Annotated in this window: 14 protein-coding genes and 1 tRNA gene; 8 read left to right on the forward strand and 7 right to left on the reverse strand. The window is 71.5% G+C overall.

Translation table 11 applies throughout. From position 1 onward, the window contains the following. Nucleotides 1-95: 95 nt before the first annotated feature. Complete coding sequence (locus tag ABZW30_RS15975; protein ID WP_355671694.1) at nucleotides 96-722, reverse strand: TetR family transcriptional regulator; 627 nt, start codon at nucleotides 720-722, stop codon at nucleotides 96-98. Nucleotides 723-875: 153 nt separating this feature from the next. Here ABZW30_RS15975 and ABZW30_RS15980 point away from each other — a divergent pair, with 153 nt between their 5' ends. Next, entirely contained in the window at nucleotides 876-2102 is a 1227-nt protein-coding gene (locus ABZW30_RS15980; RefSeq protein WP_355671695.1) for an acyl-CoA dehydrogenase family protein, read from the forward strand. Between the two features lie 55 nt (nucleotides 2103-2157). Here ABZW30_RS15980 and ABZW30_RS15985 read toward each other — a convergent pair whose 3' ends face one another. From ABZW30_RS15985 to ABZW30_RS15995, 3 genes are all read right to left on the reverse strand, one after another. Continuing rightward, the gene (locus tag ABZW30_RS15985) at nucleotides 2158-2760 is read right to left on the reverse strand and encodes a hypothetical protein (RefSeq protein WP_355671696.1); all 603 of its coding nucleotides are present in this window, start codon (nucleotides 2758-2760) and stop codon (nucleotides 2158-2160) included. A gap of 97 nt (nucleotides 2761-2857) precedes the next feature. Continuing rightward, nucleotides 2858-3667, reverse strand: coding sequence for an enoyl-CoA hydratase/isomerase family protein (locus ABZW30_RS15990; RefSeq protein ID WP_355671697.1), 810 nt, complete (start codon nucleotides 3665-3667; stop codon nucleotides 2858-2860). A 35-nt stretch (nucleotides 3668-3702) separates the two neighbouring features. Then, entirely contained in the window at nucleotides 3703-4392 is a 690-nt protein-coding gene (locus tag ABZW30_RS15995) for a TetR family transcriptional regulator (RefSeq protein WP_355671698.1), read from the reverse strand. Nucleotides 4393-4627: 235 nt separating this feature from the next. On the opposite strand from ABZW30_RS15995, the gene ABZW30_RS16000 reads away from it, so the two are divergent. Further along, nucleotides 4628-6106: an MFS transporter gene (locus ABZW30_RS16000; RefSeq protein WP_355671811.1), complete on the forward strand. Its 1479-nt coding sequence runs from the start codon at nucleotides 4628-4630 to the stop codon at nucleotides 6104-6106. Between the two features lie 145 nt (nucleotides 6107-6251). Here the strand turns inward: ABZW30_RS16000 and ABZW30_RS16005 are convergent, their stop codons facing one another. Then, on the reverse strand, nucleotides 6252-6803 hold the full coding sequence (locus ABZW30_RS16005) for a GNAT family protein (RefSeq protein WP_355671699.1): 552 nt from the start codon (nucleotides 6801-6803) through the stop codon (nucleotides 6252-6254). A gap of 77 nt (nucleotides 6804-6880) precedes the next feature. Here ABZW30_RS16005 and ABZW30_RS16010 point away from each other — a divergent pair, with 77 nt between their 5' ends. Further along, nucleotides 6881-7489, forward strand: coding sequence for a TetR/AcrR family transcriptional regulator (locus tag ABZW30_RS16010; RefSeq protein ID WP_355671700.1), 609 nt, complete (start codon nucleotides 6881-6883; stop codon nucleotides 7487-7489). 194 nt (nucleotides 7490-7683) lie between these two features. On the opposite strand, the gene ABZW30_RS16015 is transcribed toward ABZW30_RS16010, so the two are convergent. After that, nucleotides 7684-7759, reverse strand: a tRNA-Arg gene (locus ABZW30_RS16015). A gap of 634 nt (nucleotides 7760-8393) precedes the next feature. Between ABZW30_RS16015 and ABZW30_RS16020 the strand changes: the two genes are divergently transcribed. The 5 genes from ABZW30_RS16020 (at nucleotide 8394) to ABZW30_RS16040 (ending at nucleotide 13997) form a co-directional block, all read left to right on the forward strand. Further along, entirely contained in the window at nucleotides 8394-8978 is a 585-nt protein-coding gene (locus ABZW30_RS16020; protein ID WP_355671701.1) for a single-stranded DNA-binding protein, read from the forward strand. A 354-nt stretch (nucleotides 8979-9332) separates the two neighbouring features. Further along, on the forward strand, nucleotides 9333-10751 hold the full coding sequence (locus ABZW30_RS16025) for a Cys-Gln thioester bond-forming surface protein (protein ID WP_355671702.1): 1419 nt from the start codon (nucleotides 9333-9335) through the stop codon (nucleotides 10749-10751). A 268-nt stretch (nucleotides 10752-11019) separates the two neighbouring features. Then, the gene (gene ettA / locus ABZW30_RS16030) at nucleotides 11020-12684 is read left to right on the forward strand and encodes an energy-dependent translational throttle protein EttA (protein WP_355671703.1); all 1665 of its coding nucleotides are present in this window, start codon (nucleotides 11020-11022) and stop codon (nucleotides 12682-12684) included. Nucleotides 12685-12793: 109 nt separating this feature from the next. After that, the gene (locus ABZW30_RS16035; RefSeq protein WP_355671704.1) at nucleotides 12794-13237 is read left to right on the forward strand and encodes a thioesterase family protein; all 444 of its coding nucleotides are present in this window, start codon (nucleotides 12794-12796) and stop codon (nucleotides 13235-13237) included. 67 nt (nucleotides 13238-13304) lie between these two features. Beyond that, complete coding sequence (locus ABZW30_RS16040) at nucleotides 13305-13997, forward strand: hypothetical protein (protein ID WP_355671705.1); 693 nt, start codon at nucleotides 13305-13307, stop codon at nucleotides 13995-13997. Nucleotides 13998-14041: 44 nt separating this feature from the next. Here ABZW30_RS16040 and ABZW30_RS16045 read toward each other — a convergent pair whose 3' ends face one another. Beyond that, nucleotides 14042-14446: a globin gene (locus tag ABZW30_RS16045; protein WP_355671706.1), complete on the reverse strand. Its 405-nt coding sequence runs from the start codon at nucleotides 14444-14446 to the stop codon at nucleotides 14042-14044. Nucleotides 14447-14507: the final 61 nt, after the last annotated feature.

The raw sequence follows: 14507 nt of genomic DNA on the forward strand, positions 1-14507 counted from the left end.
GATGCCGGTGGCGCCGATGGCCGCACAAGGGTGGTGCGGCAAACGGGAGTCCGGTTCACGCCAGCTCGGCCGACGACGGGTCAGGTCGCGACGGGTCAGTCCGCGGCGGGCTCGACCGGGGTGGGCGGCAGGACGGCGGTCGGCAGGTCCGCGGCGGCGGCCAGGCGGCCCCACAGCAGGTCGGCCAGGGCCTGCACCATGCGGGTGCGTGAGCAGGGCTTGCTCTCCAGCCACCAGTCGCCGGCGGCCAGCACCATGCCGGTGATGCCCCGGCCCCAGGCCTCGGCGAGCAGGTCGCGGTCGGCGCCGAGGTCGACCTGGCTCTGCACGGCCCGGGTGATCTCCTCGGCGATCTGCTTGAGGGCGGGGGCGAGCGCGTTGCCGGCGCCGCTCGGGTCGCCCGGCTCGGGGTGGGTGAGCAGCCGGTAGACCTGCGGGCGGGCCTCGATCGCGGCGAGGTAGGTGTCCAGGACGTGCTCGACCCGGTCGCGGCGCTCCAACGGTTCGGCCAGGGCGGCCCGGATCGCGGCCAGCAGCCCGCCGGTGTGGCGCTCGGTGAGGGCTCTGATCAGGCCGTTCCGGTCGCCGAAGTGCCGGTAGAGGATCGGCTTGGTGATGCCGGCCTCGGCGGCGATGGCGTTCATGCTGGCGCTCGGGCCCTCGCGCTGGACGACCCGGTCGGCGGCGTTGAGCAACTGCTCGCGGCGGGGCTCTCGGGACATGCGCTGCTCCTCGGGGTCGGGGCCGGGGCCGGGGTCGGGGTGGGCGGGGTCTGCGGGGGCGTTGACACCGGTTACCAATCAGTAGCAGACTCCGACGATGTTACCCGAGGTAACACCCCGGTCGGCCGTACCCCTTCTTCGGAGGCAAGCACCATGAGCAGCACGTTCTCGCTGGACCCGGGCGCGGACCAGCTCGCCGTACGCGACTGGCTGCACGGCTTCGCCGCCGACGTGATGCGCCCGGCCGCGGCCGAGTGGGACGAGCGCGAGGAGACCCCCTGGCCGATCATCCAGGAGGCCGCCAAGCTGGGCATCTACTCGCTGGACTTCTACGCCCAGCAGTACTTCGACCCCTCCGGCGTCGGCATCCCGATCGCCATGGAGGAGCTGTTCTGGGGCGACGCGGGCATCGGGCTGTCCATCGTCGGCACCACGCTGGCCGCCGTCGCGGTGCTCGCCAACGGCACCGACGAGCAGATCGGCACCTGGACCCCGCAGATGTTCGGCACCCCGGACGACGTCAAGGTGGCCGCCTTCTGCTCCTCCGAGCCGGACGCCGGCTCCGACGTGGGCGCGCTGCGCACCCGGGCCGTCTACGACGAGGCCAAGGACGAGTGGGTGCTCAACGGCACCAAGACCTGGGCCACCAACGGCGGGATCGCCGCGGTGCACGTGGTGGTCGCCGGCGTCGACCCGGAGCTCGGCACGCGCGGGCACGCCTCCTTCGTCGTTCCGCCGGGCACCCCGGGGCTGAGCCAGGGCCAGAAGTTCAAGAAGCACGGCATCCGCGCCTCGCACACCGCCGAGGTGGTGCTGGACGACGTCCGGGTGCCCGGCAGCTGCCTGCTCGGCGGCAAGGAGAAGCTGGACGAGCGACTGGCCCGGGCCCGTGAGGGCGTCAAGCGCCCGGGCGGCAAGGGCAACGCGGCGATGGCCACGTTCGAGGCCTCCCGCCCGGCCGTCGGCGCGCAGGCGATCGGCATCGCCCGGGCCGCGTACGAGGTGGCGCTGGACTACGCCAAGACCCGGGAGCAGTTCGGCCGCCCGATCATCGACAACCAGGGCGTGGCGTTCCAGCTGGCCGACATGAAGACCCGGATCGACGCGGCCCGGCTGCTGGTGTGGCGGGCGTCCTGGATGGCGGTCAACAACCAGCCGTTCACCGCGGCCGAGGGCTCGATGTCCAAGCTGTACGCGGGCGAGACGGCCAAGTTCGTCACCGCGCAGGCGATGCAGATCCTCGGCGGCAACGGCTTCACCCGGGAGTACCCGGTGGAGCGGATGCACCGGGACAGCGCGATCTACTCGATCTTCGAGGGGACCAGCGAGATCCAGCGGCTGGTCATCGCCCGGGCGATCTCGGGGATGCCGATCCGTTGAGGCGTGTCCGACGATTCGCGCGCCCGGCGGGAATCGCCGGACACGCCCCATGCGGTCAGCGGGCCAGCCAGAAGGTGAGCCCGGCCGTGACCGCGCCCACCACCGCGCCGACGATCGTCTGCGCGGTGGTGTGGTCCCGCAGCACCACCCGGGACCAGCCGATCACCGCGACCAGGGGGTAGAGCAGCAGCCACAGCGGGCCGAGCGCGATGCCGAGGCAGGCCACCGCGCCGCTGGCCACGGCGGTGTGCACGGAGACCTTCCACCAGACGGTGATCACCAGGATCGGGATCAGCGAGGCGAACATCGCCGCCACCATCGCGGTCAGGTCGGTCGGGGCGTCCAGCCAGATCATCACCGCGAAGCTGGTCAGCACCGAGCCCATGATGAAGGGGATGACGGTCAGCCGGCGCTGGCGGTGGCCGACGTGACGGTCCTCCAGAGTGCCCTTGCGGATACCGCGCTGGATGAACAGGGTCGGGATGACGGCCGCGAACAGCGCGGCGAAGGCGGCCCAGCCGAGGCCGGCCAGGCCGTAGCGGAGGCCGCCGATCAGCAGGCAGACCGCGATGATCACGTTCTTCGGCTCGACGCCGTCGGTGACCCGGCGGGCCCAGATCGTCCGGCTGGTGGGGGCGGCCGTGGCCTCGGTGGTCATCGGGGTGCGTGCTCCGGGTCGAAAAGGCGGGCGGCGGCGGGGCGCCGGTCGGATGATCGTACGTGAGCCGCCGGCGCCGCTGCCCGTCCGGACCGGCTCAGAACCGGGGCGGGCGGCCCTCCAGGAAGGCGGCCAGGCCCTCGTGCACGTCCGAGGCCTCCCGCGAGCGCCGCTCCCAGGGCTCCAGCGCCTCGGCTGCCCGCTCCGCCGGGACGGCCAGCGCGGACTTGACCGCGCCGATGGTCTGGGTCGAACGGGTGGTCAGCAGTCGGGCGAACTCCAGCGCGGCGGCGTCCAGTTCGGCGACCGGCAGGACCTTCTCCGCGAGGCCCAGCGGCAGCGCGTCCCGGCCGGAGACCAACTCGCCGGAGAACAGCAGGTACTTGGCCCGGGCCGGGCCGACCAGCCGGGCCAGCCGCAGCGTCGGCACCGCGGGGTAGACCACGCCGAGCTTGGCCGGGGTGATCCCCAGCCGGGCGTTGTCGGCGACGAAGCGCAGATCGCAGGCGACGGCCAGCTGGCAGCCGCCGCCCACGCAGGCGCCGTGCACCACGGCGATGGTCGGGTGCGGGAAGGCCGCGAGCGCCTCCTCGGCGGCCACGTTGATCGCGTGGTAGGCGTCCGCGTGCTGCGGATCGCCGTACACCTCGGCGAGTTCGGTGATGTCCGCGCCGGCGCTGAAGGTGTTCCCGGCGCCGGTCAGCAGCAGGGCGCGCACCCCCTCCTGCTCGGCGATCTGCGCCAGGACCTTGGGCAGCGCCTGCCAGATCGCCAGGGTCACCGCGTTGCGGCGGTGCGGGCGGGCGAACTCCAGCACCGCGACGCCGTCCTCACCGACGTAGGCGTTCAGGCCGTCGGTCTGGGCGGGCAGGGCGGAACGGTCCCGCGTGAGCAGCGGCTGGTCCATGCGCACCTCCGGTCGGTCGTGGTGCGCCCACTCTCTCAGGCGGCCCCGGTGCAGTAGTCGCCGAGGCCCAGTTCGACCAGGGCGAAGGCGCGGCGGGCCTCGTCGAGCGCGGCGGGCAGGGCGTCGGCGGCCCGGCGGCCGGCCAGCATCCGCTGGTGGTTGCCGCCGATCAGGGTCAGCCGGACGGCCAGCAGCTGGGCGGCGGCGACCCGGGCGGTCAGTTCGTCGTGGGCCGGGTCCTCGGCGACCAGCACCTCGGCCAGCAGGGACTGGGCGCGCCGGTCGAAGGCGGCGGTGGCGCGTACGGCCAGCGCCGGGGTCTCGTGGATCAGCCGGACCACGTCCAGCACCACCTGGTCGTCGTTCAGTCCGGTGGCCGGGTCCCGGTTCACCAGCGCCGCCAGGAAGTGCTCGCGCAGCGCCACGACAGCCGAGACGCCCGGGGCGCGGTCGCGCACCACCCGGGCCGGCTCGTCGAGGTGTTGCTCCATCGGGCCCATGACCAGGTCTTCCTTGGTGGGGAAGTAGTTGAAGACGGTCATCTTGGACACCTCGGCGGCGGCCGCGATCTCGGCCACCGAGACCTGGTCGAAGCCGCGCTCGGCGAACAGTTCGATGGCGGTGCGGAAGATCCGGATGCCGGTCTGGATCTTCTTGCGCTCGCGCAGCGGGAGCGCGTCGAGGTCGCGGTCGGGGCCGAGGTCCAAGCCGGAGTGGATCGCCATGAGGAGACTGTACCAGGATCAAAGCTTGACCAGGCTGAATGATGGTCCCGGATGAAAGATAAGCTGGGGCGAAAGATTGGCTGGGCTGAAGAATTGACCCAGTCCAAGAATGCTGTCATGGTGGTGCCGAGCCCGCCGGACCACACCGGCCCGGGCCGAACTCCACTGACTCCGGGGGGACTTCCCGATGGCATCCGCCGCTCCGAACGCACCCGCCCAGGCCGGGACCGGCCTGATGACGGCCGCCCACCGCAAGCTGGGCATGCTGCTCTGCCTGGTCACGATCGTGCTGGCCGTGCTCGACTCGAACATCGTGTCGGCGGCCACCGTGCCGATCGTCCGCGACCTCGACCCCGTCCACGGCGTCGACCGGCTGCCCTGGCTGGTCAGTGCCTTCGCCCTGGCCGCCACCGCGCTGCTCCCGCTCTACGGCAAGCTCTGCGACGTCTACGGCGCCAAGCGGGTGCTGCTCGGTGCGCTCGCCACCTTCCTGTTGGGCTCGGCGGCGTGCGGGGCCGCGCAGTCGATGGGCCAGCTGATCGCCTTCCGGGCCGTCCAGGGCATCGGCGGCGGCGGGCTGATGAGCGTCACGATGGTGGTCATGGCCCACCTCCAGGACCCGGAGGAGCGCGGCAGCGGCAAGGGCGGCGCGATGGGCGGCATCGTCGCGGGGCTCGGGATGGCCGTCGGCCCGCTGGTCGGGGCGCTGTTCACCGACCACCTCAGCTGGCGCTGGATCTTCTACATCAACCTGCCGCTCGGCCTGTTGGTGGTGGCCGGCGTCGTCCTGGTGATCAAGCTGCCGCAGACCGTCCGCCGGCGTGGCCTGGACTTCCTCGGCGCCACCCTGGCCGCCGCCTTCGCCACCGGGCTGCTGCTGGTCACCGAGTGGGGCGGCAAGGACCACGGCTGGACCTCCCCGGAGATCCTCGGGCTGTCCGCCGCCACTCTGGCCGCCCTCGGCCTCTTCCTGTGGCGCCAGGCCACCGCCGCCGAGCCGGTGCTGCCGCTCTCGCTGTTCCGGATCCCGATCGTGCGGATCGGCTTCGCCGTCCAGGGCCTGGTCGGGATGGGCATGACCGGCTCGATCGTCTACGTGATGATCTACCTGCAGCTCGCCCGGGGGATCGCCCCGACCACGGCCAGCCTCTACCTGATGCCGATGGCGGCCGGGATGACCGGCGTCGGCCTGCTGGTCACCAGGCTGATCGCCCGAGGCCACGCGCCGCGCACCTTCCTGGCGGCCGGCGCGGTCTGCGGGACGCTCGCCCTGGTGCTGCTCGGGTTCAGCGGGCCGGACACCCCGCTGTGGGCGGTGGGCGCCGAACTCGCTCTGCTCGGCGCGGGGTTCGGCCAGCTGATCGGGCAGCTGATCACCCTGGTGCAGGACACCGCCCCGCGCCACCAGCTCGGCGTGGCGACCACCGGCATCCGGTTCTTCCAGACCCTCGGCGGCGCGCTCGGCGCGGCGTTCTTCGGCAGCCTGCTGGCCCGGGTCTTCCAGTCCGGCGAGCCGGGACGGCCGCTCGGGGCGGTGCGGGTGCTGACCGGCGCGGCCCGGGACCACGCGGTGCGCAGCTTCACGGACGCGGTGGACGTGGTCTTCCTGTCGGCGGGCGGGGTGATGGCGCTGGTGCTGCTGCTGGCGCTGCGGCTGCGGTCGGCGGAGGCGGCGGCCGCCGCCACCCCGGGGGAGCCGGTGCTGGCGGCCTGAGCGGGCGGCTTGAGCGGGCGCTCGGTGTAGGCGTCGGGGGGAGCGGGGCCCGGTGGACTACGGGGGGAGTCCACCGGCCCCGCTGCTCGGGTCGGGCCCCGTCCGGGTCGGGTCCCGGCCGGCTTCGGTCGGGTCCGGCCCGGGGTCAGGCCTTGGCGGAGGCCCACTCCGGGGCCAGGATCGCCCAGATCTCCTTGTCGTGGCGGACCCCGTTGTGCAGGAACCACTCGCGCAGCACGCCGTCCCGCCGCATGCCGACCCGCTCGGCCACCGCCCGGCTGCGGGCGTTGACGGCCGAGCACCACCACTCGGCGCGGTGCAGGCCGCGGGTGACGAAGGCGTAGTCGAGCAGCTGCCGCACGGCGGCGGTGATCAGCCCGCCGCCCTCGCCGGCCGGCTCGGTCCAGGCGCCGATCTCGCAGTTGCCGGTCTTGGTGCTGAAGTGCACGAACATCACGCCGCCGACCAGCGTGCCGTCCCGCCAGATGCCGTAGATCCGTCGCTCGTCGGCGGCCTGGCCGTCGGCGTAGCGCTGCAGGGTGGCGCGGGCCGAGTCGAGGTCGGTGGAGAAGGTGGCCCACGGGATCCACGGGTCGGTGTGGGCCCGGGCGCGGTCGATGTGGGCCAGGAACTCGGGGGCCTGCCAGGGCTCCAGCGGGCGCAGTTCGGCGTTCTCGGCGAGCGGTACGGAAAACACGGGTGGGCCTTTCGCGGACGGTGCGGGAGCTGTCGTGATCCATTCATAACAAACGTTTGGTATGTACGATAGCCCCCATGACGCCAGCCCGTGGAGACCATGACGCACGCCGCTCGGAAGTCTCCGAGGGGGTGTGGCGGGTGCTCTCCACCAAGGGCTTCGAGGGGCTGACGCTGCGCGCGGTGGCGGCCGAGCTGGGTGCCTCCACCGGACTGCTGACGCACTACTTCCCGAACAAGAGGGCGCTGCTGAACCACGCGCTGGAGGAGCTCGACCGGCGCTCGCTCGCCCGGCCCCGGCGCACCGCCCCCGTCGACGGCACCCCGCCGCCGGTCGGGCTGGCCGGGCTGCGGGCCGCGCTGCTCGACGTACTGCCGCTGGACGAGGCGGCCGTGGCGGGCAACCGGATCTGGGTCGGCTCCTGGGACGTCGCCCTGGCCGACCCGGAGCTGGCGGCCGCGCACGCGGGTCGCTACGCCCGCTCGCGGGTGGCGCTCACGGCGCACGTGGCGGACGCCCAGCGGCTCGGGGAGCTCCCGGCCGGGGTCGACCCCGCCGGGCTCGCGACGGCGGCGCAGGCCTTCGTGCTGGGGCTGGTGGTGCAGTCGCTGTTCGCCCCGGCGGAGTTCCCGGCCGAGCGGCAGATCGCCCTGCTGGACGCCTATCTGGCGGGACTGGCGGGCTGACCGGGGCCCTGACGGCCGCGCCCGGCGGGCCGGTTTCGCGTGGGCCGGGGGATTCGCCCGGAATTCCAGGTGTTTTCGCTGCAGGCATGACACGCATTGTCACGGCTTATGCGCGGTGAGTGCGGGATTACCCGGAGGTTCGAAACGGCCACGGAAAGTGTTCGCCGGTGCGATGGCCTGCAGAAATTGCAGGGTGGCGCCCCCAGCAGGATTCGAACCTGCGACCTACCGCTTAGAAGGCGGGTGCTCTATCCGCTGAGCTATGGGGGCGGGACGGACGGCGCCCTGGCGGGCGTGACCGTGGCCGGGATCGGGCGACGAGCGCTGGGGGCGCGCGTTGTCCGGCCCCGTACCTGGGGGTGGGGGTGGGGGTTGGTGGACCCTCGCCCTGTCGGGGACAGGATAAGGGTGTCCAGTTCCTCGGCCGGGTGTGACGACACCGTCGTTGGTGTGTCGGTTCGGTGGAGCGGTCCGATAATCGCAGGTGAACGCCGTGAGTGCAGCGGTATCGCACCGTTCTGCGCCGGACGTTGTGCAGTCGTTACGGGGCTGCCTCCTCTCCCGTTATGGATTCGACACGGAGAATGTGCCGCCGCCGACGCGGGTGGGGGGCAGATTTCGGCTTGCGCCGGTCGGATGACGTGCGGGGACGGTGGCCGGCGCGCCTTCCGCCCCGCTCGGGCGGGCGCGGCGATCCGCCGGTTTGTTGTCATGGCCGCGAAGAGATGGCGGCCCGGCGGCGCACGAAGGCTGAAATTCACCCCTGCGAGTGACAGTGGCATTCCGCTGTGCCGAGTTATCCACAGGATTTCAGAACTCCGTGGCCGGGATTTCCTTCGGGGCGCACTCTCAACTCGCACCGCTCGATTCCCTACGGTGCACCGGCGAGAACGGAGAGTGTGCTGTGAACGAGACGCATGTGACGGTGCTCGGCAATGTCGCCACCGAGGTGAGCTACGGGGAAACCGCCAACGGGGTGCCGATGGCGAACTTCCAGCTCGGCTGTACGGAGCGCCGGTACGACCGTGAGCGGGCGTGCTGGGTGGACGGCGAGACGCAGTGGCTGAGGGTGACGGCCTGGCGGGCGCTCGCGGTCAACCTGATCGGCTCGCTGGCCAAGGGGGACCCGGTGCTGGTGACCGGCCGGCTGCGGGTGCGGGAGTGGACGGAGGGTGAGGTGAAGCGCAGTCGGGCCGAGGTTGACGCCCGGTCGGTCGGACACGATCTCACCCGCGGTACCTCGGCCTTCCGTTGGGCGACCGGGGTGCGCGGGCAGCCGCCCGGCGGTGCGGGGCCGGCCGCGGCGGAGGTGGCGGCCGAACCGGTGCCCGGGTGGATCGCCAGCGCGCTGGAGGCGCGCAAGGCCTCGGCGGTGGCCGTGACGCCGCGTTCGTCCGAGCTGCCGCCAGGTGTGCGGTCGGTGACGGAGCAGCAGGGGGAGGTGTCCGAGGGGGAGCGGGGAGGTGAAGACCGGGCTTTGCTGAGCTGACCGGTCGGTGACCTTCCCTGTCGACAAATATGTTGATCGAGAAGGCTGTTGCGCCCGCACGCGCAATCTCGACCGGATAACAGAAAGTGGCGGACTGATTCTGCCTGACCGTCAGCTTGTGTGGAACCTGGGGGGATTGATAACGATCCAGATACGGAATCGTCCTGATTTCGCATGGGGGTTTCGGGCCCCCCGGGGCTCAATAGGATTCGTCTGGTTCATACCCGCAGCAGTGCCACAGGGGGCACGTGCGGCACGGCAAGTCGGCGGGCTGCCCACTGGGTGCGGTCCGCTCCGGAGGGATCCCAGATGTTCCAGAGTCACGGGCGGAGTCTGTCCCGCATATCCACTGTCATGCTCACGACCAGCCTTGCGCTGGGCGGAGGCCTGTTCGCGGCCGGTGCGGCGGTCGCCGCGGACACCCCGGCGTCGGGTGTGACCGCTGTGGTCCAGAACACCATGCTCGGCGAGGCGATCGACGTCCAGGGCAAGGGGACCGTCGAGGGCGGTCTGTTCACCCTCAAGACGGCCGCGGGCGAGAAGCTGCAGACCTACTGCATCGACTTCGACAACCCGGTCTACCTGGACAGCGGCGCCAAGTACCACGAGTCGGACTGGGCGTCGAGCTCCCTCAACAGCAACGCCAACGCCCCCAAGATCCGCTGGATCCTGGAGAACTCGTACCCGCAGGCGAACCTGAAGTCCCTGGCTGCGGCCATCCAGGTCGATGACCTGAGCGACGCGGACGCCGCCGCGGGCACCCAGGCCGCGATCTGGAAGTTCTCGGACAACAAGAACGCCGTCCCGCAGAACGAGAACGCCAAGAAGCTGCGCGACTACCTGACCAGCGACGTCAACAAGGGCGTCGCGGCCGAGCCGAAGCCCTCGCTGACGCTCACCCCGGACTCCGCCTCCGGCAAGTCGGGCAGCAAGCTCGGCCCGTTCGTCCTGAACTCCAGCGCCAACGAGGTGAAGCTCGCCGTCTCCGGCGACGCCGCCGACAAGGCCAAGCTGGTGGACAAGGACGGCAAGCCGGTCAACGGCACCCTGGCCGGTCCGATCGCCAAGGACACCCAGCTGTTCCTGGACGTGCCGGCCGGCACCGCGGACGGCAAGGCCGCCGTCAACGCCAGTGCCGAGGCCAACGTGCTCAGCGGCCGGGTCTTCATGACCGACGTGGACAACCAGGGTCGCCACAGCCAGACCATGATCCTGGCCGGCTCCACCAAGGTCAGCGTCGCCGCCGCCGCCCAGGCCACCTGGAAGCAGGGCAAGGGCGCGCTGGTCGACAGCTCCGCCAAGGTCGAGTGCGCCAACAACGGCGTGCGCGTCTCCGTCACCAACAGCGGTGACGAGGCCGCCACCGTCACGGTCGACAAGCAGCAGGTGACCGTCCAGCCGGGCAAGACCGAGAGCGTGCTCGTCAAGGTCGCCGAGAAGACCAACTACGACATCAAGGTCGCCGGCGCGAACGGCTACGCCAAGGAGTTCACCGGCTTCCTGGACTGCAAGACCGGCGTGACCCCGACCGGCGCCCCGACCACCCCGGCCGCCACCACCGCCACCCCGTCGGCCACCTCGACCACCCCGGCCGCCGGCCAGCCGACCCCGGCGACCACCAGCGCCGCCCCGGGCACCGGTGGCCTGGCCCAGACCGGTGCCAATGACTCGACCCCGATCCTCGCCGCCGTCGCCGGTGGCCTGGTCGTGGCCGGTGGCGCCGCGGTCTTCGTCCTGCGCCGCCGTGGCCGTCACGGTCGCACCACCGCCTGACCCGTCTGAGCGGGCCGGGGGAGTCGACCTCCTGAGGCCCTGAGCAGCGGAACCGGCCCGGCTCCCCGCAGTTGATGCGGGGAGCCGGGCCTTCGCCGTTCCCGGGGCGGGGAGCGAGGGCCGCGCCGTCGCGGGAGAGGCGGGTGGTCCGCCTGCGGCCACGGATACCCCGGTGGGGTCACCTGGGCGGTTCGGGGGTTCCGGCCGGGTGCGGCACAATGGAAGGCTGCAAGCCGAATTACTCCCGACGACGCCGGAGCGATCTCACGTGGCGGAATACATCTACACGATGCGCAAGGTGCGCAAGGCGCACGGAGACAAGGTCATCCTTGACGACGTGACGCTCAGCTTCCTCCCCGGAGCGAAGATCGGCGTCGTGGGCCCCAACGGTGCCGGTAAGTCCACCGTGCTGAAGATGATGGCCGGCCTGGAGCAGCCCTCCAACGGCGACGCCTTCCTCTCGCCCGGCTTCACCGTCGGCATGCTGCTCCAGGAGCCGCCGCTCGACGAGTCCAAGAACGTTCTGGAGAACGTCCAGGACGGCGTCAAGGAGATCAAGGGCAAGCTCGACCGCTTCAACGAGATCGCCGAGCTGATGGCGACCGACTACTCGGACGCGCTGCTCGACGAGATGGGCAAGCTCCAGGAGGAGCTGGACCACGCCGAGGCCTGGGACCTGGACGCCCAGCTGGAGCAGGCCATGGACGCCCTGGGCTGCCCGCCCGGCGACTGGCCGGTCACCAAGCTCTCCGGTGGTGAGAAGCGCCGCGTCGCGCTCTGCAAGCTGCTGCTGGAGGCCCCCGACCTGCTGCTGCTCGACGAGCCCACCAACCACCTGGACGCCGAGTCGGTGAACTGGCTGGAGCAGCACCTGGAGAAGTACAAGGGCACCGTCGTCGCGGTCACCCACGACCGGTACTTCCTGGACAACGTCGCCGAGTGGATCCTGGAGCTCGACCGCGGCCGCGCCTACCCGTACGAGGGCAACTACTCCACCTACCTGGAGACCAAGCAGTCCCGTCTCAAGGTCGAGGGCCAGAAGGACGCGAAGCGCGCCAAGCGCCTCAAGGAAGAGCTGGAGTGGGTCCGCTCCAACGCCAAGGGCCGCCAGGCGAAGTCCAAGGCCCGTCTGGCCCGCTACGAGGAGATGGCGGCCGAGGCCGACAAGATGCGGAAGCTGGACTTCGAGGAGATCCAGATCCCGCCGGGCCCGCGTCTGGGCAGCGTCGTCATCGAGGTCGAGAACCTCTCCAAGGCCTTCGGCGAGAAGATCCTGATCGATGACCTGAGCTTCACCCTGCCGCGCAACGGCATCGTCGGCGTCATCGGCCCGAACGGCGCCGGCAAGACCACGCTGTTCAAGATGCTCCAGGACCTGGAGACCCCGGACTCCGGGAAGGTCAAGGTCGGCGAGACCGTCAAGATCAGCTACGTCGACCAGTCGCGCGCCAACATCGACCCGAAGAAGACCCTCTGGGAGGTCGTCTCCGACGGTCTGGACTGGATCAACGTCGGCCAGGTCGAGATGCCGTCCCGCGCCTACGTGTCGGCCTTCGGCTTCAAGGGCCCGGACCAGCAGAAGCCGGCCGGCGTGCTCTCCGGTGGTGAGCGCAACCGTCTGAACCTGGCGCTGACCCTCAAGCAGGGCGGCAACCTGCTGCTCCTCGACGAGCCCACCAACGACCTCGACGTCGAGACGCTGTCCTCGCTGGAGAACGCCCTGCTGGAGTTCCCCGGCTGCGCCGTGGTCATCTCCCACGACCGCTGGTTCCTGGACCGAGTGGCCACCCACATCCTCGCCTACGAGGGCGAGAGCAAGTGGTTCTGGTTCGAGGGCAACTTCGAGTCGTACGAGAAGAACAAGGTCGAGCGGCTCGGCGCCGACGCCGCCCGTCCGCACCGGGCCACGTACAAGAAGCTGACCCGAGGCTGACATCCAGCTGTCACAACGGCCCGGCAGACTGCCCTCCGGGGCGGCCTGCCGGGCCGCGGCCCGTCGCCGATCCGTGGCGGCGGGCCAGCCGGACACCGAGGAGACACCCGTGGCTCGCCACATCTACGCCTGCCCGCTGCGCTGGTCCGACATGGACGCCTTCGGGCACGTCAACAACGTGGTCTTCCTGCGCTACCTGGAGGAGGCCCGGATCGACTTCATGTTCACCCAGGCCGCCGAGGCCGGCGCCGGGGAGTTCGCGGGCGGCTCGGTGGTGGCCCGCCACGAGATCGACTACAAGCGCCCGCTGGTGCACCGGCCGGAGCCGGTCACCATCGAGACCCGGGTGACGCACATCGGCGGCGCCTCGCTGACCGTCTCCTACGACATCAAGGACGTCCACGAGGACGGCTCCGAGACGGTGTACGTCCGGGCCTCCACCGTGGTCGTGCCCTACGACCTGGCCGAGGGCCGGCCGCGCCGGATCTCCCCGGTGGAGCGGGAGTTCCTCTCCCGTTTCATGGACGAGACCCCGGTCGTCGCGGCAGTCTGAAAGTCCCACCCCACGACGATCGCGCCCCACGACGATCGCGCCCCACGACGATTCGAGCTGAGCCGCGTTGACCATCACCGCCCGCCTCGCCCTGACCGACGCCGGGGAGGCAGCCGACCTCTCCGCCTTCCTGTTGCGCCTGCTGCGCTTCGACAAGGCGGCGGCCGTGCGGCTGCAGGCGATGGCCCCGGACGGGGACGACGGTGTGCTGGCGGTGTTCGGCCGGCTGCCGCTGGGCGGCTCGGGCGCGCTGGCGATCCGCACCGCCCGGCTGAGCGGTCTGGACGAGCCGGTCGATCTGACGGTCTCGGCCGGTCAGCTGCTGGACGGCGTGGACGCCGAGGCGGGAGCCGTCGCGCTGCCCGCGCCGGTGACCGGTCCGGCCTGGGCCGGGCTGCTGCCGCCGCGGGTCGGCTGGCGGTCGGCCGGCGCCCCGCCGGTGGCCGAGGTGTACCCCGAACTGATGGCCGGGGTGAAGGAGTTCCGCGAGCGCAGCGAGGCCGTCCCGGCGCACCACCGCACCCGCGAGGTGCTGGACCGGCTGGCCGACGAGATCTGGTCCCGCCCGGTCACCGCGCTGCCGGAGCTGCCGCTGCGCGCGGTCCACGCCGCGTACGTGATCGGCTTCCTGAAGCCGGGCGTCCCGCTCACCGTGCACCGGGCGGGCGGCTGGCTGCGGCTGAGTGCTCCGGCGGGCTCGGTGGTGGTGCGGACGGCGGCCGCGCCGGGCGCGGGGCTGGGGCTCAGCCCGATCCGGTAGTCCTGTTCCGGTAGCCCTGTCCGGGTCGCCCGGTGAGAGGCGGCTCAGCCCGGGGTGTTGATCATCGACGCGGCCGCGTACGTCAGGTAGTCGAGCAGCTGCCGCTCGTGCTCGGCGGGCAGTTCCAGGCTGTGCACGGCCGCCCGCATGTGGGTCAGCCAGGCGTCGTGAGCGGCCCTGTCGACCTTGAACGGTGCGTGGCGCATCCGCAGCCGCGGGTGGCCGCGGTGATCGCTGTAGGTGCGCGGGCCGCCCCAGTACTGCATCAGGAAGAGCGCCATCCGTTCCTCGGCCGGGCCGAGGTCCTCCTCCGGGTACATCGGCCGCAGCAACTCGTCCTCGGCGATGCCCTCGTAGAAGCGGCGGACCAGACGCCGGAAGGTCGGCTCACCGCCGACCTGGTCGAAGAAGGTCTCCTCGCTGAACGTGCCTCGCCGGATCTCTGTCACCCGACCATGGTCGCAGACACCGACGGGGTCGTACACCGGGACCAAAGGCGTACGACCCCGT

This window comes from Kitasatospora sp. NPDC004669, from assembly GCF_040609455.1.
Taxonomy (GTDB): Bacteria; Actinomycetota; Actinomycetes; order Streptomycetales; family Streptomycetaceae; genus Kitasatospora.